This is a genomic window from Legionella maceachernii, from assembly GCF_900167045.1.
In the GTDB taxonomy this organism is placed as follows: Bacteria; Pseudomonadota; Gammaproteobacteria; order Legionellales; family Legionellaceae; genus Tatlockia; species Tatlockia maceachernii.
This window is the reverse complement of record NZ_FUXJ01000003.1, coordinates 305,560-326,115: the sequence shown is the minus strand read 5'-3', so window position 1 is coordinate 326,115 and position 20,556 is coordinate 305,560. Positions and strand designations below refer to the sequence as shown.

Sequence of the window (20,556 nt, the reverse complement as noted above, 5' to 3'; positions counted from 1 at the left end):
CTCAAGAATAAGATGCAGCTACCCTATTGTTTTTTTGCTTAAGGGGAAAAATAGAGTCTTGCAATTCATTTTCTGGGTATCTTAGTCAGATAGGCTCACTGAAACATTAAGAAAGCAGACATTAAAGCTCTTTGCAAAGCAAATACGCTATACAAATCTATTTTGCCTATTTCCTAAACGAGGGGCCGCCTTTCGTTGGTGTTATGGAAGCTTTTAATACATCAGCCATACTTGGTTTGAGTTCAGGCTGTTTCTTCTCTCTTTCTTTTTTCTCAGCACTGGCAGTATCTTGCACACGATTTTTCTGCTGTACATTCGCAGCCGGCTTTTTTGCATCGGGCTTTAATGTTTTCAACATACTGTAAGTGTTTGCCATAGTTGGCTCCAAAGGAGAATTAATAATTTCATCATAGCAGGGAAATATTAAGGTTTTCTTAAGAGTTAAAAATTTATTGCAGACACAAAGTCCTCGCTATGACAAGCTTGCTCCTGCAGACGAGTCAGAAAAAAAAGTAGCCAAATTACGTTCCAATGAAGGGTAATCTATTTTCCCTGAAGCTAAAACTGGAATTTTAACATTAGAAAAAACGCTTTGAGGAACTAATATTTCGGGGTATTTTTGTGCGTGCACATGGTGGATAAAAGCGGATTTACTTGCTTGAGCATATTCAGAAAAGAGAATGATTTGTTCTCCCTTACGAGGGCATTTTCTGCTGAGGGCAGCGTGTAATTGTTCTGGCCATAAAGCGGAAGCAATTGATTCAACAACAGATAAGGAAATCATTTCCCCTCCAAGCTTAGCAAACCGTTTTACTCGACCTATAATCGACAAAAAACCTTCATCATCCTCGATAACAATATCCCCTGTATCATACCATCCGTCATTTTCAATGGGGTTTACTTTATCAGGGGTTAAGTAAGCCGACATAACATTCGGGCCACGAATAAACAACTTGCCTCCTTCGGCTATCCCTTCAACCGGTTCAATGCGATATTCAATAGCTGGCAGAACTAACCCTACACTGTCCGTTCTGGATGCTAAAGGACAGTTTAATGAAATCACAGGAGAAGCCTCCGTTGCTCCATAACCTTCATAGATTTGCACATGAAAAGTTTCTCGCCAATGCTGCATTGTTGCGGCTCTCACCTTTTCCGCACCCGCAAAAATATACCTTAGCGAGTTAAAATCCTTAGGCCCCGCCGCTCGAGCATATCCGGTTAAAAAAGTATCTGTCGCAAAAAAAATCGTCGCTTTCGTTTCATAAACAAGACCTGAAATTACTTTAAAATGCAAAGGAGAAGGATAGAGAAAACAAGAGTTTCCTGCGAGCAAAGGGACAATAGTTCCCGCGGTTAAGCCAAAACAATGGAAAATGGGTAACGCATTAAAAAAGACATCTTGAATTGAAAAATCCACTCGCGACATCATTTGATAACAATTTGCCAAAATATTTTTGTGGGTGAGCGCCACTCCTTTGGGAACCCCTTCGGATCCAGAAGTAAATAACACTAAGGCAGGATCATCTGATTTAACAATTCCACTGATTAAGCGATAGGTTAAGCTTGGTAGAATGCTTTTCAATAAAGCGGCAAGCTTCCGTGCCAAAGTGATTTTCGGAGCAAAATCCTCAAGAAATCGTATATTAAATCCAGCTGTACCTAGTTCGACAACTAATGTCTCAAGTTTTGCCGTCTCAATAAACAGGCGAGAAGTATAGATGGTTGTAATTCCTGTGGCTTGGCATACTGAATAGAGGTTATAAAAACCACTGCTAAAATTGAGCATCGCGGGAATTCGATGATAAGCCTGTAAAGCAAAAAAGCTGACTACACCGGCAATGGTGGTCGGCATCATAACCCCCACAATTTCCGACTGTCGAGTTTCGCTTTTCAATTGCCGTCCTAAAATAAAACAGCGGAGAATAAATTGACGAAAAGAGAGTCGCTGGCGATTCTGATCTTCGAGCCATGACGCTTGATTCCGTGCGTGTTTGCCACCTTGAAGTAGCGCGTCAAAAAGAGATTTTTCCGTATCAAAATTAGCAAAAGTCATATCACTCAGTAACAAAAATAACTTTCTACCCCAGCTTTTTTCATCTTTATTTTGTGCATTTAAGGATAACCGCTTCATCCTATGAAGGGTGATCTTTGGAAAAAACAATACAGCGTGTTTCTCTTTGCAGAGAGAGAAAAAGCTATGCTGCGCTCCATCAATACGAATTGGCCATATTTCCCTCCCTAATTGCTGCAAAACGAAGCCATAATCATCAAATTTATTGATTTCTTTTTTAAATTCTTGAGGAAACAACACCCAAGCTTTTTTTTCAGCCTGCATCACTTCAATAAGCTGTTGCTTGGCGGATGATTGAGACAAATCCAGCAAGAACACTTCGGCGAATAATTTAAGGACTTTAATCCACAATTTATTCTGCAACTGTGGTTCCAAAACAAAACTTAAGCGTTCGGGTAAAAATAAAGCAAGTAAGAGTGGATCAATCACCGAGGTACAATTGGCAACGATGATCATGGAGGGCTCGCTTGGCATCAGCCCTTTCACCTTCACTCGAAACCATATAGCAAGAACTAATTGCAGTAGCCATCGCATCGGTTTAAGTAAGATCACTTGACACTCTTTTCTTAACATGGTTCGCAATCCCTTAATGGGTTAAAAAATTTATACTCAATTGGAAGAGTCATTGCAATACAGCCTTACTTAAAGCATACACATAAAAACCAGATTGGTTTTTCTTTATACGTAAGCGGTAAACAACCACCCACGTATAAATCAATACCTACTTGCCCAAACTATTACGGTGTAATAAAGTGTGAACCATGTGCCTTAAAAACCCCTATCTAAAAACGTTTTGCATCGTAGTGATATTGATTACGAGTGCAATTATTTTTCAAGAGAAAGCGCCAATTATTCTTAGTAGTATTAAAGAGCTAGGCTGGTTAGCGCCTATCTTGTTCTTACTGATTTATTGCTTAGCAACCATTCTTCTCTTACCCACCATGGTTTTGACCCTTGCTGGAGGCGCTTTATTTGGTCCTTTATTCGGAACTCTTTTCAATTTGATGGGAGCTACCTTGGGCGCAGCATGTGCTTTTTGTATTAGTCGTCATCTAGCTATTGATTGGCTAGCCGCTAAGAGAGGGCCAAAATTAAATAAACTCATTTCTGGAGTAGAACGTCGTGGGTGGCAATTCGTTGCTTTACTGCGCTTGCTACCCATCGTCCCCTTTAACTTAGTCAATTATGGTTTAGGCATCACTCAAATTAAGTTTAGTCATTACATTCTTACTACGTTTATTTTTTTAACACCGGCTGAAATTATTTACACCTATTGCGGTCACGCAGGAATGGATGCACTTACTCACCCAACCCCTTTTTATAAGAATGCAAGTATCGTCGTACTCTGCGGCTTAGCGATCGCATTCCTCTTGTTCAAATTTTTTAAGTATTCGCGCCAGCAGGACCTAGAGGAAGAGTGATCTATTATGGCTCATCAAGTGCCAAAAAATGGTTTAATTTAGTCACAAGGGGATGGTTTACGTTCAAAACATGATTGTCGAAAGCTCGAATGGGACGGATACCTTGTAATACATTGCAAGTGAATGCTGCATCTGCCTGAAGCAAATCAGCCTTCAATAGTTCAAGTTCAAAACAATGAATACCCTGCTTTTTTCCAAGACACAATAATCGCTCCCGAAGAATTCCAGGAAGCACACCGCAATGCAAAGCAGGAGTGAGCAGTTGATCATTTTTTATAATAAAAAAGTTAGCAATAGTTGTTTCAGTCGCATGGTGCTGAAAATTAAAAAATAAAGCATCATCCACACCCGCTGCTTCTGCATGACGGCGAGCAATAATGGCCTCTAAATAATTAATCGATTTCAATTGATAAATAGGATTTTTTGCATCACGCAGCCAAGGTACACTTAATAGGGAAAGAGGTTGAGAGTTACGAATATATTGAAAAGCAATCAACGTGAGACTTGTTTCCTTGCTACGGGCTGATAAGCCACGAGGTGCTCTACCACTACAAAGAATCGCTTTAATTCCCCCTTCTTGCAGGGCGTGTAATTTAATGCATTCATTGAGCTTTTCAAGCCAGACTTCAAAAGACACATCCAAAGCCAAGCCTAAAAAAGAAGCCGCTTTTTTCAAACGCTGCCAATGAGCCTTGGGGTAGCAAGGTTTATGGTTAACCACTCGTAATGTTTCAAAAAGGCCTTCACCTAAAAAAATACGATCGTCAGCGGTAAAGCAAAGTTTGGCCCCCTGTTCATGCACCATTACGAGCGTGGCCATTGGTTTTAATAATCGTCAAAATCGTCTTTAAGCTCAGCCTCCAAACGCATATCATCTAACTTGTTTTCAAGACGTCGACGCGCATCCATCGTATAAATTTCTTCTGGTATGTCGATATCAACATCCTCATCCAGAGAAGCAGCAAATACATCACCTTCAACAAGATCATCATCCTCTTCAAATATATCGCTCATTTGTACTCTCTCAAGTCAAGGTTAGTTAATCACGCTTTAGACAAGCACCAATAATTTTGCCGTATATACCTCATTTTTTTCATTATGCCTAGATCTTTTAAAAAATTCTTCACATCTAACTTGAACTTACCCATTTAACTAAGCAATAATCATAAAAAATGAAAAAAATCAAACTATGCCCAACCGCTTTAAGCTTGCCCTCAGACGAAGTTGCCGGCAAATTCGTGAAAATTTACCTCTGGAATATCAGCATGCAGCATCTGCTAAAGTATGTTCGCGTATCCGGGGCATGCATGACTATCGCCATGCAAAACGCATTGCTCTTTACCAAGCAATGAGAGGAGAAATTAGTTTAAATGCGCTATGGGATTCAGCGCCCTTACAAGGCAAATTTTGTTATTTCCCAGCGCTTAGAGAAGACAAAACCTTGTTATTTTTACCGGCTACACCAGCAACCCCTTTTGTAAAAAATCGCTATGGAATTGATGAACCTGATGTAGATAAGTCTCAAGCCATAGAACCTAAATTACTTGATATCATTTTCATGCCACTCGTGGTTTTCGATGATTATGGTACGCGCCTTGGAATGGGGGCTGGTTATTATGATCGAACTTTAGCGAAAGAAGATCATCCCATGCTCGTTGGCGTTGCTTATCAGTTTCAACGCTATCCTTATATCGAACCACACACCTGGGATATTCCGCTGACAGCGGTAGTGACCGAGAGAATGATCCATTGGAGTAAACTAGAAAATGACTAACTATTGGTTGATGAAATCAGAGCCTTCTTGTTTCAGCATTGATGATTTGCGCGCCTCTCCTCATCAAACGACACATTGGGATGGTGTACGCAATTACCAAGCACGTAATTTTATTAATGCGATGGCAATGGGTGATCAAGTCTTGTTTTATCATTCAAATTGCAACCCGCCAGGAATTATCGGCATTGCAGAAGTCGTGAGTAAACCCTACCCCGACTACACTGCCTTTGATCCGAATAGCGAGCATCCTGATCCCAAAAGCACACCGGATAAACCACGATGGTTTATGGTTGATATCCGCTTTAAAGAGAAATTTAAGGAACTTATTCCACTTGATGCCTTAAAGCGATACCCTCAACTCGAAAAAATGCCCTTAGTTCGCAAAGGGAATCGGTTATCGGTTTTGCCTGTTACTCAGGATGAATGGTTATTCATTACTCGAGAACTGACTGCTGATTAGATCGCGGGTCTAAAGGGCATCCACTCCTACTTCCCCCGTTCTTATTCGAACCACTTGTTGTAACTCGTAGACAAAAATTTTGCCATCTCCAATTTTACCGGTGTAAGCCGATTTGCAGATGGCATCAATCGCTGCTTCAACCATATCATCCGCCAAAGCAAGTTCAATTTTTATTTTCGGCAAAAAATCGACGACATATTCTGCACCGCGATAAAGTTCAGTATGCCCTTTTTGCCTGCCAAACCCACGTGTTTCAGAGATAGTAATTCCGGGGACACCAATTTCCATCAGTGCTTCGTGCACGTCATCAAGTTTAAAAGGCTTAATAATCGCTGTAAGCATTTTCATAGTCATTCCTTCTCTCATTAAATTGGATACATAAGGCCTCTTAAAATCGATTGGGGCTAAATGGTAATGGATTCGTTATTGTGTCTTTTTCTGTCATCATCTCGGCAAGCATACGTCCAGTTACTGGTCCTAGCGTCAAGCCGTGATGCGCATGGCCAAATGCAAACCAAAGCCCATCATGACGGGAGGCTTTTCCGATGATGGGAAGCATGTCTGGGGTACATGGCCTACTCCCCATCCAAGGCAGCTCTTCTAAACGATGAGTAATAGGAAAAAGAGTACGAGCAATGGGCTCGACTGTATCCAGTTGCAACGGTGTTTTTCTTGAGTCTCGGTTTGCAAATTCAGCGCCAGTCGTTAATCGGACACCGCGCGCCATTGGAGTGACTAAATAACCATTTTCGATATCGAGCACTGGGTGAATAAGGCGTGCATCTGGCTTTGCCTTATAATGCATATGGTACCCTCGCTTGACAGCAAGGGGAAAGCGATACCCAAGTCGCGCGCTTAAGACATCAGACCACGGTCCTAGTGTGATCACTGCAGCATCTGCATTAATCTGACCATCCTTGGTTTTAAGCTTCCATTGATCCGTTAGAGTCAATGCATCTCCAAAGAAAAATCGTCCTCCAATACGCTCAAAATGGCTCGCGTAAGCAGAAACAAGCGCACCAGGGTCACTGACAGATTCTGATTCTGTATAGCGAAGGGCACCTAATAAGGCGGGGTCAAGATCAGGTTCAATGTGACGCAAAGAAGCTGAGTCCAGTATTTCAAATTGAACACCATATTCTTCTTGGCATTTTTCAGCAAAACGCGTTTCTTTATCTTGTGTTTTCGCTGTTCTAAATACTTTGAGCCATCCATCAGAGCGAAATAAATGCTTAGCTTGAGCAACTTCGGCTAATGCATGGTGTTCTGTTACACTATGCTGAATTAATGTGGCGTAAGAACGAGCGATTTCCGCGTGACGTCGAGGATGTGAGTGAAACCAGTATTTCCACAGGAATGGCGCGAGCTTAAGTAGAGATTTTAAGTGATACCTTACCTCAGGCGAGCGATTAAACGCATATTTTATCAATGAAGCAGCATCTCTTGGAAAGGCGTAGGGATACACTCCTTCGCGTTGAATCAACCCCGCATTGCCAAACGAGGTTTCGCTTCCAGGCGCTTTTAAATCGACTAATGCAACAGAACGTCCTCGCATTTGCAAATGGATTGCAACCGATACGCCAACAATTCCGCCTCCTAGTACCATGGCATCGAATTTCATCACTTTTGACCCTGCCTTTTTTCCGGGAATAGCCTAATTCTATGGAGATTAATACTTGTTGTAAATTAGGTTTATTTTTATTAAAATCAATTAAAATATAACCTGTTTGTTAATTAACTAATCCTACAGGGGAAATCATGACGAAGGAACGACGTGAATCATTACCTATTCCTATCCCCGGAAGAAAAAATTCTTTTTTTTCGCAAGAGGCCAGCTTTTTCCCTCCTAAAGATGATTTTTATTTTTCTCCTAAAGAAGAAAAGACTGCAAAGACCCGAAAGGAAGCGGCAAGATTAATGGAAGAAGGGATTGCTGCTCTGAAAAAAAAGGCTGAAGAAAAGCCAGAAAACGGCTCAGCCCAGGCCAAATGGAACAAATTCTAACTGACCAGTTCTGTGAATTTAAGGTTCTAGTAGAATTCATGGATAACCGTTGCTAGACTGTCGTGATAGCAATATCTCGACAGGAGATCTTTATGTTTGACCCAAAACAATTTGATGATCTAGCTAAGAAGCTTTTTGCTAGCTTACCGGGAAGTTTCCAAAATTTCGAAAATGAGATTCAACAGAAATTTAAAGAGATTCTTCAAGCGACTTTCGCACGAATGGATTTAGTCACTCGTGAAGAATTTGACGTGCAAATGAAAGTATTAGCTCGAACACGTGAAAAATTAGATGCCTTGCAAAAGCAAGTGGATACTTTGCTTACTCAGCAAACCACGGAAAGCAAAAAAGAAGGATTGAGCTAGTCCTCAGTTTTTCCGTAGAATAGCCTTGTCCAATCTTTAAATCAGGAAGAAAGATGAATCTCGCATTTAGCAAAACGCGCTCTGCCGTGGGAGTTCAGGCTCAGCCTGTCTCCGTTGAAGTCCACCTATCCAATGGATTACCCAATTTCACTATCGTTGGATTAGCTGAAACTGCTGTCAAAGAAAGTAAGGATAGGGTGCGCAGCGCCATTATCAATAGCCAGTTTGATTTTCCCTACCGTAAAATCACTGTCAATTTGGCCCCTGCTGATTTACCTAAATCCGGCAGTGGTTTTGATTTACCTATAGCCATTGGTATTCTCGCCGCTTCTGGACAAATTGCTTCGCAAAAACTCGCTTCGCATGAATTTATTGGCGAACTGGCCTTAAGCGGTCATCTGCGCGGTGTATCAGCAATTATCCCCGTTGTGCTTGCTGCACATCGGGATAAACAATTCTTAGTCATTGCAGCGGCTAATGCAGAAGAAGCTTCGCTTGTAGGACAAGAAGGAGTTTATGCGGCCAATAATCTTCGTGAAGTGTGTAGTTACTTATGTCAAGATACACCTCTGCAAACACTACCTCCCAAGCCCAGTGATTATGATTTTAAGCATGAACTCGATTGGTCGGAGGTCAAAGGCCAACACCACGCTAAATTAGCCTTAGAGATAGCAGCTTGTGGTGGTCATAGTGTCTTATTGTGCGGCCCACCAGGTAGCGGTAAAACCATGCTTGCTAAACGCTTCAACACATTATTACCCTCCTTGACGGAAGAGGAAGCGCTAGAGTGTGCTGCGATAAACTCCATTCGTGGTCGGCAACTTAATTGCCATCAATGGCGCTGTCCCCCTTTTCGCTCTCCTCATCATACTGCCTCGCCAGTTGCTCTCGTGGGTGGAGGTAATCCACCTAAACCGGGCGAAATTTCTCTTGCCCATCATGGGGTTTTATTTCTTGATGAATTACCCGAGTTCCATAAGCATGTTTTAGAGACCCTGCGTGAGCCTTTAGAATCAGGCCACATTTGCATCTCAAGAGCCGCAGTGCAAACTGAATTTCCCGCAAAATTTCAACTTATTGCGGCAATGAACCCCTGCCCTTGTGGACAATGGGGAAATCCTCAAGCCGACTGCTTATGTTCACCTGAACGAATTAACCGTTACCTAGCAAAATTATCTGCCCCCTTACTGGATAGGATTGATATGCAAATCAATGTCCAGGCACTTACTCAATCGGAAATGGTGAAACCTCTTGAATATGAAACACCACAAAGCGATAAGATAAGACAATTTGTTGCAAAAATTCGATTGGTACAACTGGAACGCCAAAATTGCATCAATGCTCAATTAAGTGTGAAAGATTGTGAGCGCTTTTGCGCATTAAATCATGAAGAGCGTCAATTTCTAGGCCATGCATTGGAGCGCCTTAAGCTCTCTGCCCGAGCTTATCATCGCCTTCTTAAAGTAGCCAGAACCATTGCAGACATGAACGGATTACCCACAGTTGAACTGGGTTGTTTACAACAAGCACTCTCGTTTAAACAAACGATTAGACCTCAAAGGAAAGAATAAATTGCAGTAACGGGGCTAGGACTGCACGCGCAAGTAGACTCATAAGAGCACGTGTTCTTATCTGCTTGCTTACGCACGCAGCACGGTTGCATTCTCAGGGTCATAATCAGAGATATAAAGCTGGAAAATTATTTTATTTTCTTCTTACTGGTCATAGTACAACTCTCTACTTCCCTCACCATTTCATTTACTAGAGTTTGCAACTTTTCAATTTCATTATCTTTCTCTTTATTTACTTCTTCTATCTCTTTGAGATCCATTAATGCCGCCTGGTCAATTTCGTTTTTTAACACTAGAATTGAAGTCTTTAATTCTTCTCTAAAATCCAAGCGTTTTTCTTCCATTTTCCTTTGGTTATCCAAGCATATTTCCTCTAATTCATAACTAAAATCAATAGTGATTTTATTTAAATTTCCATCCCCATTTTCCCTTTTAAGTAAAGACATCTTAATCTCCGATAATTATCTTTAATTATTTGAAAAAACCAAAATGAATTATTTTAATGGTTATTCATAAAATATAGACCAATTTACCAAATAAAATCCGAATTTTTATACGCATAAATTTAGATACTTATTTAAAGCTATAATACTTTTATCAAATGGATTAATGCTGGAGAGCATTAATGACCTACCACAAAGAATTGCATAGCCCAAAGAGCAAAGTTGATTATCAGGCATTTGACCGTCACTTATTTGAAGAAACGCGGCTGCTTGAGGAATGGTTTATTGAACAGTATTTCATGGAGCGTGAGTTAGCCATTGGTGCAGAAATTGAATTTTTTATTCTTGATAAAGCCTTTAGTCCTCTTCCTGAAAATTTAGCATTCATCGACCGCGTGAATCGCCCTTTTTTAATACCTGAAGTAGGTGCATCACATCTGGAAATTAATACTTCACATTTTAGTCTATATGGAGATTGCTTTAGTTCCTTGCATAAAAACATACTGGAATTATGGAATCATTGTTTACATACTGCCGGAGAATGCAATTCTTATTTAGCTTTAATTGGAAGCTTACCCACTGCTACTGAAAAAGCTCATCATCCTGAGTTTATGACGAATAAACAAAGGTATCAAATACTCAGCTCCTGCATAGCCAAGCATTGTAAAGGAAAAATATCAAAAATTCATATTGAAGGCCCGAAAGGAGAAACCTTGACGATAAAGCCTAAATCCTTAGCAATCAATGGCCTTATTTCAGCATTTCAAATGCATATTCAAATCGGGTTAAGTCAGTCAGTACAATACTATAACGTTGCTCAAGCAATCGCAGGACCTGTCTTGGCTATTTCGGCTAATAGTCCTTTTTTATTAGGACATCAACTTTGGAGTGAAACAAGAATAGCTTCATTTGATCAATCCATGACATTACATTTATTTGATCGCGATAGGGGGTTTAAGTGCTGCTTATTCGGAACTAATTATCTACGTAACTCTTTTTTCGAATTATTCGATCAAAACTATCAATATTTTCCTCGCCTTTTACCCGAGGTTTTTCCCGAATTTACCCCTGAAATGATGATACACGTAAGACGGCAAAATGGCGTGGTTTACCGTTGGAATCGCCCAGTCATCGATTTTAGTCCTAATTTAAAACCCCATTTACGCATTGAACACCGTGGTCCACCTTCGGGTCCAACCATCATTGATATGATGGCAAACGCTGCTTTTTTTTATGGCCTTCTTCATTATTTTTCAATTCAATCAGTACCCATTGACTATCTCTTGCCTTTTCATGCTGCACGCAGAAATTTTTTTAATGCTGCGCGCTTTGGTCTTCAAGCAAAATTCAAATGGTTTGCGAATCGCGAAATGCATGCTATTACCCTCTTAGAGGAGTTACTTCCATTAGCCTATAAGGGGCTAGAAGCACTAGGTATTTCTACAGACGATATTAATGATTATTTAGGCATTATCAAACAACGAGTAAAATTAAAAACGAATGGGAGTCAATGGCAAATCAATTTTATCGAAAAATACGGTAAAAATTTCTATAATATGATGACAAGTTATTTGGAAAATCAATACCAAGAACGTCCTGTTTCAGAATGGAAAATATAAGGAATGTAATGAATATTTCTTCTGCTACCAACTTTAAAAACCATCCTCTGTTTATTGATTTTTTGGAGGATGAGTTATCTTTCGTCCGAGAGCACTCCCGAATCGAGCAGTTTAGAGCCGGTGAAACAATCATGTCTCAAGGTTCTTATGGAGATAAACTTTATTTACTCGAAAAGGGAAGCGTTTTAGTGTATGTCACTTTACCCGGCGATACTCAAAAACTGGCAACAAAACTTGATTGTGGCCAGATTTTTGGAGAGGTGACGTTTCTTACGCATACCCCGATTACCGCGTCGATTATTGCTGAAAACAATTGCACTTGCTTAAGTTTTTCGCGAGAAATTTTGAACACACTTCATTTTTCTTATCCTAGTACGGCATATAAGTTCGAAACCAATATAATCCGTCAAACCCGAAAAAAAATTATTAATCAAATTCTTTTACTGATCTCACTCCTTAGAAAAATAGCTGAACGGATAGATATTTCATCGCAGTACGCACTATCTCTACTTAATCACAAAGCTCGATGTAAAAAATTATCGAATAATCAGTTGGATTTTAATTACCTTAAACAAATGCATTTCTTTTCCACATTAGAAGAGGAGCAGCTTCATTTCTTGTTATCTTTTATGTCTTTTCGCCAGTATGATCGCGGTTATCCATTTCAACTTCATAACTCCAAAAATTCGCGATTGTGTATTCCCTATTCAGGCGCAGTAATGATGTTCATCAAACAAGATGAAGTATTAAATAAATCGCTCGCAGTTTCTGGCATAGGCGAAATTTTTTTAGAAAACCCAACCAGTATTTTTCCTGAATTTCAGCATCATGTGGCTTATCTTACTAGCGAGAACTCCACACTCCTTGAATTGGATTTTGATTCTTATTACAAAATCCGCGACCTTAATCCAGACATCTTCTTTCATATTAGCAGGCAGATAAATCACCACATTGCACGATTAGTTTATGTCGTAAATCGCCAATTTGTCAGAATCAATTGTGAGTACGAAAACCTAATAGGATAAAATTATGTGTAGAGTACTAATTTACCTCGGTCAAAATGAATCAAGTATTTTTGACTTACTTTACGGCCCAGACAATGGTTTAGTCCACCAAAGTTATGCTCCACAGCTTATGAAACATATTCAAAACCTAGCAGGGCTGGGATTTTGTGCGTGGTCTAAGTCATCTCATTATCCCAAGGAACCCTATCTTTATAAAACAACATGCCTACCCTTTTTTGATAAGAATCTTTTTCGCTTATCAAAAAAATTAACCACTCATTGCATGGTTGCTCATGTGCGTGGTGTCGAATACAAAACAGTAGAAACTGTTTCAGAGCAAAATGTCCATCCATTCAAATTCGACGATACGTGTTTCGCTTTAGCACACAATGGCAGTCTAGCGCACATGGAGCGATTAAAAGTAGCTTTAGTCAAATACATAAAACCGCAATTAATGAGCATGATTAAGGGCACAACAGATAGCGAATGGGTCTACGTTTTATTTTTATCACAGTTTAAAGATTACCGGGAAAATGTTCCCATGGAAGAAGCGTTTCAGGCCATCGTTAATACCTTCGAAATTTTAGGCAAAGCGAGGAAAGAATGTGGTATCGAGGAGGCTTCGCCGGTTAATTTATTCATTACCAATGGCGAATACCTTTTCGTTACACGTTTTGTTTTTAACTTTGGTTGCAACACCTCTAATGTGCAGAAGGCATTTCTCGAGTACCATAGTCTCTGGTTAACCGTAGGCGAAAGCTATAGCATCGTGAATGGCATATACAAGATGCACGGTACCGGAATAAGGCGAAACATCCTTTTTGCTTCAGAACCCTTATCAACGGACCGCACTACCTGGATAGAGTTACCTGAATATTCAATTACCCAAGCCTGGATTCAGGAAGAAGAGGTGAATTTCAGAACATTTGATTTGGTCGTCAACTGAAGGTTAAAAAGCACAATCAGTGGGCATAACCACCAAATCTCTAATACATATTTTCTGAGGCAGCTTCCAACAAAAGAGAATAATGTCAGCCAACTCCTCTGGCATGATAAAAGTGGGATTGCCTAAGAGTTCGCAATATTCTTCAAAACTTATTCCCATATTCGCATGAATATTAGTTCGAATTAATCCGGGAGCAATATTCATAATTCGTACATTATTCTTAGCTTCAGCCATCTGCAAACTTTCCGCCACACTACGAACAGCATGCTTACTGGCATGATAGCTAACCCCTAAAGCCCCTGGTTTTCGATCCCCAATCGAGCTGATATTCATAATTGTCCCGGACTTCCTTTCTGCCATGTCCGATAAAACAACTTTTATACCATTAATGACCCCATTCAATAACACTGCAATTTCCTCGTGAATTTTTTCGATGGGCATCTCGCTAAATTCACCAATATGGATAAGGCCCGCATTATTAATAAGACATTCTGTTTTACCGTATTTTTTTTCTGCGTCACGAATGGCTTCTTCCAATTGGAGATAATTCGTCACATCCACCTGAGCATAGCTGATTTCTCGTCCTGTTAACTCTGGTAGCGGTTCCATATGACGACTGATCAGCAAACAAGGGTGACCTTCCTCTGAAAATTTATTAGCCAAAGCTCTACCGATACCAGCACTGGCTCCTGTTATCACCACAAGAGGTTTTTTATTACTCATACCAAAGTCCTTTTAGGCTTCACATAAAATTAAAGATTCAAGTATCGCCATGCGCATGAATACCCCATTAGTAACTTGCTGTAAAATGCAAGATTGAGGCCCATCAGCGACCTCACTATCAATTTCTACACCACGGTTCATAGGCCCCGGATGCATGATTAAGGCATCAGGCTTCGCGTATTTGATCGTCTCCTGCGTTAAAGCATATTCACGACGATAAGTGGCTAAATCCATTTGCTCATTTTCCTGCAATCGCTCATGCTGAACACGTAAACAAATCACCACATCTGCATCAGCTAAACCCTCTCTTAAAGAATGTGTCACTCTTCCATAGTGCACTTTTTGGGGTTGCCAAAGAGCAGGAGCAACCAATGTCAATTCGCTAATACCCAATGTGGCACAAAGACATTGCAATGAATTTGCCACTCGTGAATGTCTAATATTACCAACGATAGCTAATTTAAGCTGAGTTAAATCAGGTTTTTTCTCGACTATTGTCATCAAATCCAACATTGCTTGGCTGGGATGAGCATGCTGTCCATCACCGGCATTAATAATATGGATATTCTTGGGCAATTTTTCAGCTAATGCGTTTTGCAAGCCATCTTGTCGATGCCTTATAACGAATAGATTTATTCCCATTGCAGACAGAGTCCGAATGGTATCCTCAATCGCTTCTCCCTTTGCCTCAGATGAACTTTGTAAATTAAGGTTAATGGTTGTCATGGAGAGCTTTTTAGCCGCCAACTCGAAACTCACGCGTGTGCGCGTACTGTTTTCATAAAACAAATTGGCGACGGTGTATTGAGCATAACCAGGGTATCGATTATTACGCTTAAAATCCAAAGATCTTTGTAAAAGGGAATTAATTTGTTGGCTGGAAAGTTGACTGATTTCTAAAAAATGGTTCATGATTCACTTGTTAGGAATGCTGCAGCCACTGCTCAAGAATAATACAGGCAGCAAAGCTGTCGATTTGAGATTGCTTGATTTTACGGTATCCGCCTTTAGCAAACAACTGAGCACGAGCTTCTACGGTGGATAATCGCTCATCAACTAAATGGACCGGCAAAGAAAAACGCCCCTGTAATTGGCTTGCAAATTGACGAGCTGCCTCAGTGGTGTACAGCTCTCTATCATCAATGCAGGTAGGCAAACCTACAATCAACGCTTGTGGACGCCATTCGTTAATTATTTTTTGGACTTCAACCCAATGGGGAACACCTTGTTTTGCATCAAGCGTTGTTAATGGCCTGGCGCTGCAAGTAATTTGTTGACCCACAGCTACACCGATACGTTTGTAACCAAAATCAAATCCTAAAAAAACCCCTTCTGGCATATTTACCTATTATTTTGAATCAGGCATGGCCTGCTTGATTTGTTAACTGGTTCATTTTAACGCCAATAGTCAAGCCCGCATACTCCCAGCGTTTAGAAAAAGGGACCTCATAAAGAATCTCAGAAGAAAAAGGACAAATCAGCCAAACATTAGCAAGCACCTCTTGTTCTAACTGACTTTCACCCCAACCCGTATATCCTAAAGTCACCAAAACGTCTTTTGGCCCAGTGTCAGCAGCTATTGCGCGAATAATATCATTCGAAGTCGTAACCGTCACCTCATCTCTCAATGACAAGCTCGAGCGCCAACCACCCACAGGGCGGTGAATAACAAAACCACGTTCAGGCTGTACTGGGCCTCCAAAAAGGAGCGGCATTTGATAGCGTTCGGTTGATGTGGGTTCGATTTGCATTTGATCAAAAACCACACCTAACGGAAACTGCATAGGCCGGTTAATCATTAAACCAACGGTACCTTGCACGTGATGTTCACAAATGTATATTACGGATCGCTCGAAATTAGGGTCAGTGAGAGAGGGCATGGCTATCAGCAGATGGTTGGCCAGTGAGGAATGCATGTTAGCCCCCTAAAATCTCACCAGATTTAATTTAAGTATATACTAAATAAATTGTTACAAATTGCTAAGCCAGTTTATTTTTTATTAACTAATTCATCGACCAATCTCTTATTATCAAAAACAAACCCTGGCCATTCCCAGTGATCGTTGCCTCCTCACGCTTTAGAATGAAGAGTCGAGCACTGCACTTACCCCAGCATTCACCCCAGTAGAGTTTGGAAAGAGCTCTAGTGTATACTCTACAACTTTCAGGATAATAAGGATTTTTGTTAGTGGAATCGATACAGTTTAAGAAGCGCGACGTATTCTTTCTACGTGCTTTGGAAACCGATGAACTTCTTATCATCATTCTTACTACTACTCTGGTCATTCTGTTAGTGTCTATCTATCTTTGGGATAGGAATCAAAAGCAACACACTGTCTTACGCAATTATCCCATCATTGGTCATTTTCGTTATTTCCTTGAATACATCGGTGTGTATCTTCGACAATACCTTTTTGCAGATGATCGACAAGAATTACCTTTTAATAGGGCAAATCGCTCCTGGGTTTATCGCGCTTCTAAAAATGAGGATACCACAGTCGGCTTTGGTTCAACCCGGCCTTTACATACCACAGGAACCGTTTATTTTGTGAGTGCCCCCTTTCCTCCTCTAGAAACGAATAAAGCAACTATCAAACCTGTAACCATTGGCCCTCATTGCAGGCAGCCTTATACCTCCAATCATATTTTTAATATTTCTTCGATGAGTTACGGTGCCATTTCAAAACCAGCCATTCAAGCCTTAGCAAGAGGAGCAAAAAAAGCAGGCTGCTGGCTTAATACAGGAGAAGGCGGCGTTTCTCCTTATCATCTTGAGGTAGGGTGCGATATCATAGCTCAAATTGGGACTGCAAAATACGGTTTCCGCGATGCGCAAGGGAATTTATCAGACGAGCGTTTACGTGAGCTTGCTGCCTATGATTGCATTAAAATGTTTGAAATCAAATTAAGCCAAGGTGCAAAACCCGGGAAAGGGGGACTTTTACCTGCGGTAAAAGTCACTGAAGAAGTGGCCAAGATTCGGGGCATTCCCCCTTACCAAGACTCGATTAGTCCTAATCGACATACAGATATTGCGAATGTAAGCGAGCTTTTAGATAAAATCGAGCATATTCGTCAAGTGACCGGTAAACCTGTTGGATGCAAATTTGTCCTGGGTAGTTATGAGTGGCTTAATGATCTTTGTTTTACAATACACCAGCGAGGCATCCAATTTGCTCCCGATTTTATTAGCCTAGACAGTGCCGATGGGGGGACTGGTGCTTCGCCACAAGGTCTTATGGACTATATGGGAATACCTATTCAAGAGTCCCTACCTCGTCTTGTGGATATTCTAGTCACTTATAATTTGCGCGATCGCATTAAAGTCATCGCCAGCGGTAAACTCATTACTCCAGCTGAAGTCACTTGGGCGCTCTGTGCTGGTGCAGACTTTATCAATTCAGCAAGAGGATTTTTATTTGCCTTAGGCTGTATTCAAGCAATGAAATGCCATAAAAACACTTGTCCTACGGGTATTACCACTCATGATCCTAAATTACAACGCGGCTTAGTGGTAGAGGATAAGGCTGAGCGTGTTTACCATTATGCAACGAACATGGCTCATGAAGTAGCCGTTCTTTGTCATTCGTGTGGTGTTAATGAACCTAGAGAACTACAACGAAGCCATGCACGCATAGTTACGGAAAATGGTTTTTCAGTGTCTTTAGAAGAAATTTTCCCCAATCAGAAACCCCTACCTGAATACTTGTAGCAGTGCTATCCGTTCTTTTAATGCATTCACATGGTTATTCAGCACTTCTTCTGCATAAACGCCCATAGTCAAGTTAGGCTGCCATATACTGTGCGGCCAAGCTTTGTCTTCTTTAAACCGTGCAACCACATGGACATGGAGCTGCGAAACAATATTACCCAAAGCCCCAATATTTAATTTCTCCGGCTGGAAATAATCCCTCATTATTTGTGAAATAGCAGCTATTTCTTCAGTGAGGATCTGACGCTTGGGTGACGATAATTGATAAATTTCTTGAACATTCTCCTCGCGAGGCACCAAAATGATCCAAGGAAAATTAGCATCTTTCTTAAAATAGAGCCGCGACAAAGTCCAGTCAGCCAACAAAACAGAACTCATTTCAATACGGCTATCCACTGCAAAAACCATTAATCACCTATTTTTGGATAAAAGATCTTAAAAAGGCCAGAATTGAGTTAAAATTTGCATTCTCTTAACCTTCTAATTGAGTGGCATGAAATCGTAAATGATCTTCAATGAAACTGGCAATGAAATAATAATTGTGATCATAGCCTTTTTGCCATCGTAAATTTAAATCCACACCTGCAGTTGTACAGGCAGCTTCGAATCGTTTCGGATTTAATTCGGTTTCAATAAACGGATCTTGGGTACCTTGATCAATTAAAATAGGGCCGTATGGCCACCCTTTTTTTAGGACTAACTCACAAGCATCATAATTTTTCCAAAGTTCTTTGTCTTCACCTAAATACCCTTTAAACGCTTTCTGTCCCCAGGGACATTGCATAGGTGCACAAATGGGTGCAAAGGCCGATAAAGAACGATACTGTTCTGGCTTTTTGAGCGCCAAAGTCAATGCCCCATGTCCTCCCATGGAATGACCAAAAATACCAGTACGGCGCTCATTCAAAGGAAAAAGCCGATTAAGTAAATGTGGTAACTCTTCTGTAATGTAAGTAAACATCCGATAATAATTCGACCAAGGCTCTTTTATTGCATCGAGATAAAAACCTGCGCCTACACCGAAATCATCACTCGCCCTATCCCCTGGCAATTCGATGCCTCGAGGACTTGTATCAGGAGCAACGATGGCGAGTCCTAATTGGGAAGCTATTCGTTGTGACCCAGCCTTCGTGATAAAATTCTGTTCATTGGCTGTTAACCCTGACAGCCAATACAGTACTGGCACTTTATGTTGTTTTGCTTGGGGAGGGAGAAATAAACCAAAGCGCATTGGACAATTAGTTATAGAAGAGGGGTGTGAGTAAACATACTGTACTCCACCAAAACAAAGATGCTCCTCAATGAGTTCGATCGTCATCTATTAATTCCCCAATTAAAAAGTGACAACAGTCCGTATTGATTCTCCCCGACGCATTAAATCAAATGCCTCATTAATTCGCTCGATAGGCAAAACATGAGTAATTAAATCATCAATATTAATTTTACCTTCCATATACCAATCCACTATTTTGGGCACATCTGTTCGTCCTCTCGCACCGCCGAAAGCACTGCCTTTCCAAACTCGACCAGTGACTAACTGAAAAGGCCTTGTGGAAATTTCTTCCCCAGCACCAGCTACCCCAATAATAGTACAGACTCCCCAACCTTTATGACAGCACTCTAATGCTTGCCGCATGAGATCTACTTTTCCCACGCATTCAAAACTGTAGTCGGCGCCACCTTTAGTTAATTCGATGAGGTAATTGACGAGATCACCACCCAATTCATTCGGATTAACAAAATCAGTCATACCCATTTTTTCGGCTAAAGCACGTCGCTTTGGATTTTTATCAATGCCAACAATTTGATCCGCACCCACCATACGTGCCGCTTGAATGACATTAAGACCAATACCACCTAACCCAAACACCACTACTTTGGACCCTGCCTCTACTTTGGCCGTATAAATAACCGCACCAATACCAGTCGTCACTCCACAGCCGATATAGCAAATTTTTTCAAAAGGGGCGTCTTCGCGAATTTTTGCCACAGCAATTTCAGGTAAAACCGTATAATTGGCAAAAGTCGAAGTTCCCATATAGTGAAATAAAGGTTCACCATTTAAGCTAAAGCGACTACTGCCATCAGGCATGAGTCCTTTACTCTGCGTTCCACGTATCGCTTGGCAAAGATTGGTTTTTTGTGAAAGACAATATTCGCATTCCCTGCATTCAGGCGTATAAAGGGGAATGACATGATCGCCGGGTTTAAGGGATGATACTCCAGGGCCGACCTCAACCACGATGCCTGCACCTTCATGTCCTAAAATGACGGGAAATAAGCCTTCTGGATCCACCCCTGACAAGGTGTAGGCATCGGTATGGCAAACACCTGTTGCTTTTACCTCGATAAGTACTTCGCCATGCCGTGGTCCTGCTAACTCAACCCTTTCGATGGTTAAGGGTTTGCCCACTCGATGAGCAACAGCGGCTTTAACTTGCAT

General features: G+C 40.9%; 24 protein-coding genes. 10 read left to right on the top strand and 14 right to left on the bottom strand.

From position 1 onward, the window contains the following. Positions 1-166 precede the first annotated feature (166 nt). Complete coding sequence (locus B5D33_RS03195; protein ID WP_058453345.1) at positions 167-376, bottom strand: hypothetical protein; 210 nt, start codon at positions 374-376, stop codon at positions 167-169. A 96-nt stretch (positions 377-472) separates the two neighbouring features. Continuing rightward, on the bottom strand, positions 473-2,644 hold the full coding sequence (locus B5D33_RS03190; RefSeq protein ID WP_058453344.1) for an AMP-binding protein: 2,172 nt from the start codon (positions 2,642-2,644) through the stop codon (positions 473-475). Positions 2,645-2,832: 188 nt separating this feature from the next. On the opposite strand from B5D33_RS03190, the gene B5D33_RS03185 reads away from it, so the two are divergent. Further along, a complete protein-coding gene (locus B5D33_RS03185) occupies positions 2,833-3,492 on the top strand; it encodes a TVP38/TMEM64 family protein (RefSeq protein WP_058453343.1) in 660 nt (219 codons plus the stop codon). Between the two features lie 4 nt (positions 3,493-3,496). On the opposite strand, the gene B5D33_RS03180 is transcribed toward B5D33_RS03185, so the two are convergent. Together B5D33_RS03180 and B5D33_RS03175 are read right to left on the bottom strand one after the other, a co-directional pair. Continuing rightward, on the bottom strand, positions 3,497-4,312 hold the full coding sequence (locus tag B5D33_RS03180; RefSeq protein ID WP_058453342.1) for an aminotransferase class IV: 816 nt from the start codon (positions 4,310-4,312) through the stop codon (positions 3,497-3,499). Between the two features lie 5 nt (positions 4,313-4,317). Next, positions 4,318-4,506 (bottom strand): hypothetical protein, encoded by a 189-nt coding sequence (locus B5D33_RS03175; RefSeq protein ID WP_058453341.1) that lies wholly within the window; start codon positions 4,504-4,506, stop codon positions 4,318-4,320. A gap of 175 nt (positions 4,507-4,681) precedes the next feature. Between B5D33_RS03175 and B5D33_RS03170 the strand changes: the two genes are divergently transcribed. Further along, positions 4,682-5,266, top strand: a complete 585-nt coding sequence (locus B5D33_RS03170; protein WP_058453340.1) for a 5-formyltetrahydrofolate cyclo-ligase — start codon at positions 4,682-4,684, stop codon at positions 5,264-5,266. Then, on the top strand, positions 5,259-5,726 hold the full coding sequence (locus B5D33_RS03165) for an EVE domain-containing protein (RefSeq protein ID WP_058453339.1): 468 nt from the start codon (positions 5,259-5,261) through the stop codon (positions 5,724-5,726). Before B5D33_RS03170 ends, B5D33_RS03165 begins: the two co-directional genes overlap by 8 nt. A 9-nt stretch (positions 5,727-5,735) precedes the next feature. On the opposite strand, the gene B5D33_RS03160 is transcribed toward B5D33_RS03165, so the two are convergent. Further along, positions 5,736-6,074: a P-II family nitrogen regulator gene (locus B5D33_RS03160; RefSeq protein ID WP_058453338.1), complete on the bottom strand. Its 339-nt coding sequence runs from the start codon at positions 6,072-6,074 to the stop codon at positions 5,736-5,738. A gap of 40 nt (positions 6,075-6,114) precedes the next feature. Next, positions 6,115-7,347, bottom strand: coding sequence for an NAD(P)/FAD-dependent oxidoreductase (locus B5D33_RS03155; protein ID WP_058453337.1), 1,233 nt, complete (start codon positions 7,345-7,347; stop codon positions 6,115-6,117). Positions 7,348-7,484: 137 nt separating this feature from the next. Here B5D33_RS03155 and B5D33_RS03150 point away from each other — a divergent pair, with 137 nt between their 5' ends. From B5D33_RS03150 to B5D33_RS03140, 3 genes are all read left to right on the top strand, one after another. Beyond that, on the top strand, positions 7,485-7,730 hold the full coding sequence (locus tag B5D33_RS03150) for a hypothetical protein (protein WP_058453336.1): 246 nt from the start codon (positions 7,485-7,487) through the stop codon (positions 7,728-7,730). Between the two features lie 92 nt (positions 7,731-7,822). Beyond that, complete coding sequence (gene ubiK, locus B5D33_RS03145) at positions 7,823-8,095, top strand: ubiquinone biosynthesis accessory factor UbiK (protein ID WP_058453335.1); 273 nt, start codon at positions 7,823-7,825, stop codon at positions 8,093-8,095. A gap of 53 nt (positions 8,096-8,148) precedes the next feature. Continuing rightward, on the top strand, positions 8,149-9,666 hold the full coding sequence (locus B5D33_RS03140) for a YifB family Mg chelatase-like AAA ATPase (RefSeq protein ID WP_058453334.1): 1,518 nt from the start codon (positions 8,149-8,151) through the stop codon (positions 9,664-9,666). Positions 9,667-9,794: 128 nt separating this feature from the next. Here the strand turns inward: B5D33_RS03140 and B5D33_RS03135 are convergent, their stop codons facing one another. Continuing rightward, on the bottom strand, positions 9,795-10,112 hold the full coding sequence (locus tag B5D33_RS03135) for a hypothetical protein (RefSeq protein WP_058453333.1): 318 nt from the start codon (positions 10,110-10,112) through the stop codon (positions 9,795-9,797). A 179-nt stretch (positions 10,113-10,291) separates the two neighbouring features. On the opposite strand from B5D33_RS03135, the gene B5D33_RS03130 reads away from it, so the two are divergent. From B5D33_RS03130 to B5D33_RS03120, 3 genes are read left to right on the top strand one after another with little or no spacing between them, the layout of a single operon-like run. Further along, on the top strand, positions 10,292-11,728 hold the full coding sequence (locus tag B5D33_RS03130) for a glutamate-cysteine ligase family protein (protein WP_058453332.1): 1,437 nt from the start codon (positions 10,292-10,294) through the stop codon (positions 11,726-11,728). An 8-nt stretch (positions 11,729-11,736) separates the two neighbouring features. Then, entirely contained in the window at positions 11,737-12,753 is a 1,017-nt protein-coding gene (locus tag B5D33_RS03125; RefSeq protein WP_058453331.1) for a cyclic nucleotide-binding domain-containing protein, read from the top strand. A 4-nt stretch (positions 12,754-12,757) separates the two neighbouring features. Beyond that, positions 12,758-13,678: a class II glutamine amidotransferase gene (locus B5D33_RS03120; RefSeq protein WP_058453330.1), complete on the top strand. Its 921-nt coding sequence runs from the start codon at positions 12,758-12,760 to the stop codon at positions 13,676-13,678. A gap of 3 nt (positions 13,679-13,681) precedes the next feature. Here B5D33_RS03120 and B5D33_RS03115 read toward each other — a convergent pair whose 3' ends face one another. Genes B5D33_RS03115 through B5D33_RS03100 form a run of 4 tightly spaced genes read right to left on the bottom strand, consistent with a single transcriptional unit; the run spans position 13,682 to position 16,317 of the window. Further along, positions 13,682-14,401, bottom strand: a complete 720-nt coding sequence (locus B5D33_RS03115) for an SDR family oxidoreductase (RefSeq protein WP_058453329.1) — start codon at positions 14,399-14,401, stop codon at positions 13,682-13,684. A gap of 12 nt (positions 14,402-14,413) precedes the next feature. Further along, positions 14,414-15,313, bottom strand: a complete 900-nt coding sequence (locus tag B5D33_RS03110; RefSeq protein ID WP_058453328.1) for an aspartate carbamoyltransferase catalytic subunit — start codon at positions 15,311-15,313, stop codon at positions 14,414-14,416. A 10-nt stretch (positions 15,314-15,323) separates the two neighbouring features. Next, a complete protein-coding gene (ruvX, locus tag B5D33_RS03105; protein ID WP_058453327.1) occupies positions 15,324-15,740 on the bottom strand; it encodes a Holliday junction resolvase RuvX in 417 nt (138 codons plus the stop codon). A gap of 19 nt (positions 15,741-15,759) precedes the next feature. Next, positions 15,760-16,317: a YqgE/AlgH family protein gene (locus tag B5D33_RS03100; RefSeq protein WP_058453326.1), complete on the bottom strand. Its 558-nt coding sequence runs from the start codon at positions 16,315-16,317 to the stop codon at positions 15,760-15,762. A 272-nt stretch (positions 16,318-16,589) separates the two neighbouring features. Here B5D33_RS03100 and B5D33_RS03095 point away from each other — a divergent pair, with 272 nt between their 5' ends. Beyond that, positions 16,590-18,113 carry an FMN-binding glutamate synthase family protein gene (locus B5D33_RS03095; RefSeq protein ID WP_234802439.1) on the top strand — a complete coding sequence of 508 codons (1,524 nt, stop codon included), beginning with the start codon at positions 16,590-16,592 and terminating at the stop codon, positions 18,111-18,113. Here B5D33_RS03095 and B5D33_RS03090 read toward each other — a convergent pair. From B5D33_RS03090 to B5D33_RS03080, 3 genes are all read right to left on the bottom strand, one after another. Next, positions 18,096-18,521: an HIT family protein gene (locus B5D33_RS03090; RefSeq protein ID WP_058453325.1), complete on the bottom strand. Its 426-nt coding sequence runs from the start codon at positions 18,519-18,521 to the stop codon at positions 18,096-18,098. The two genes, B5D33_RS03095 and B5D33_RS03090, sit on opposite strands and share 18 nt — an antisense overlap. Before the next feature lie 64 nt (positions 18,522-18,585). Then, positions 18,586-19,431: an S-formylglutathione hydrolase gene (gene fghA, locus B5D33_RS03085; RefSeq protein WP_058453324.1), complete on the bottom strand. Its 846-nt coding sequence runs from the start codon at positions 19,429-19,431 to the stop codon at positions 18,586-18,588. 15 nt (positions 19,432-19,446) lie between these two features. Then, positions 19,447-20,556, bottom strand: coding sequence for an S-(hydroxymethyl)glutathione dehydrogenase/class III alcohol dehydrogenase (locus tag B5D33_RS03080; protein ID WP_058453323.1), 1,110 nt, complete (start codon positions 20,554-20,556; stop codon positions 19,447-19,449).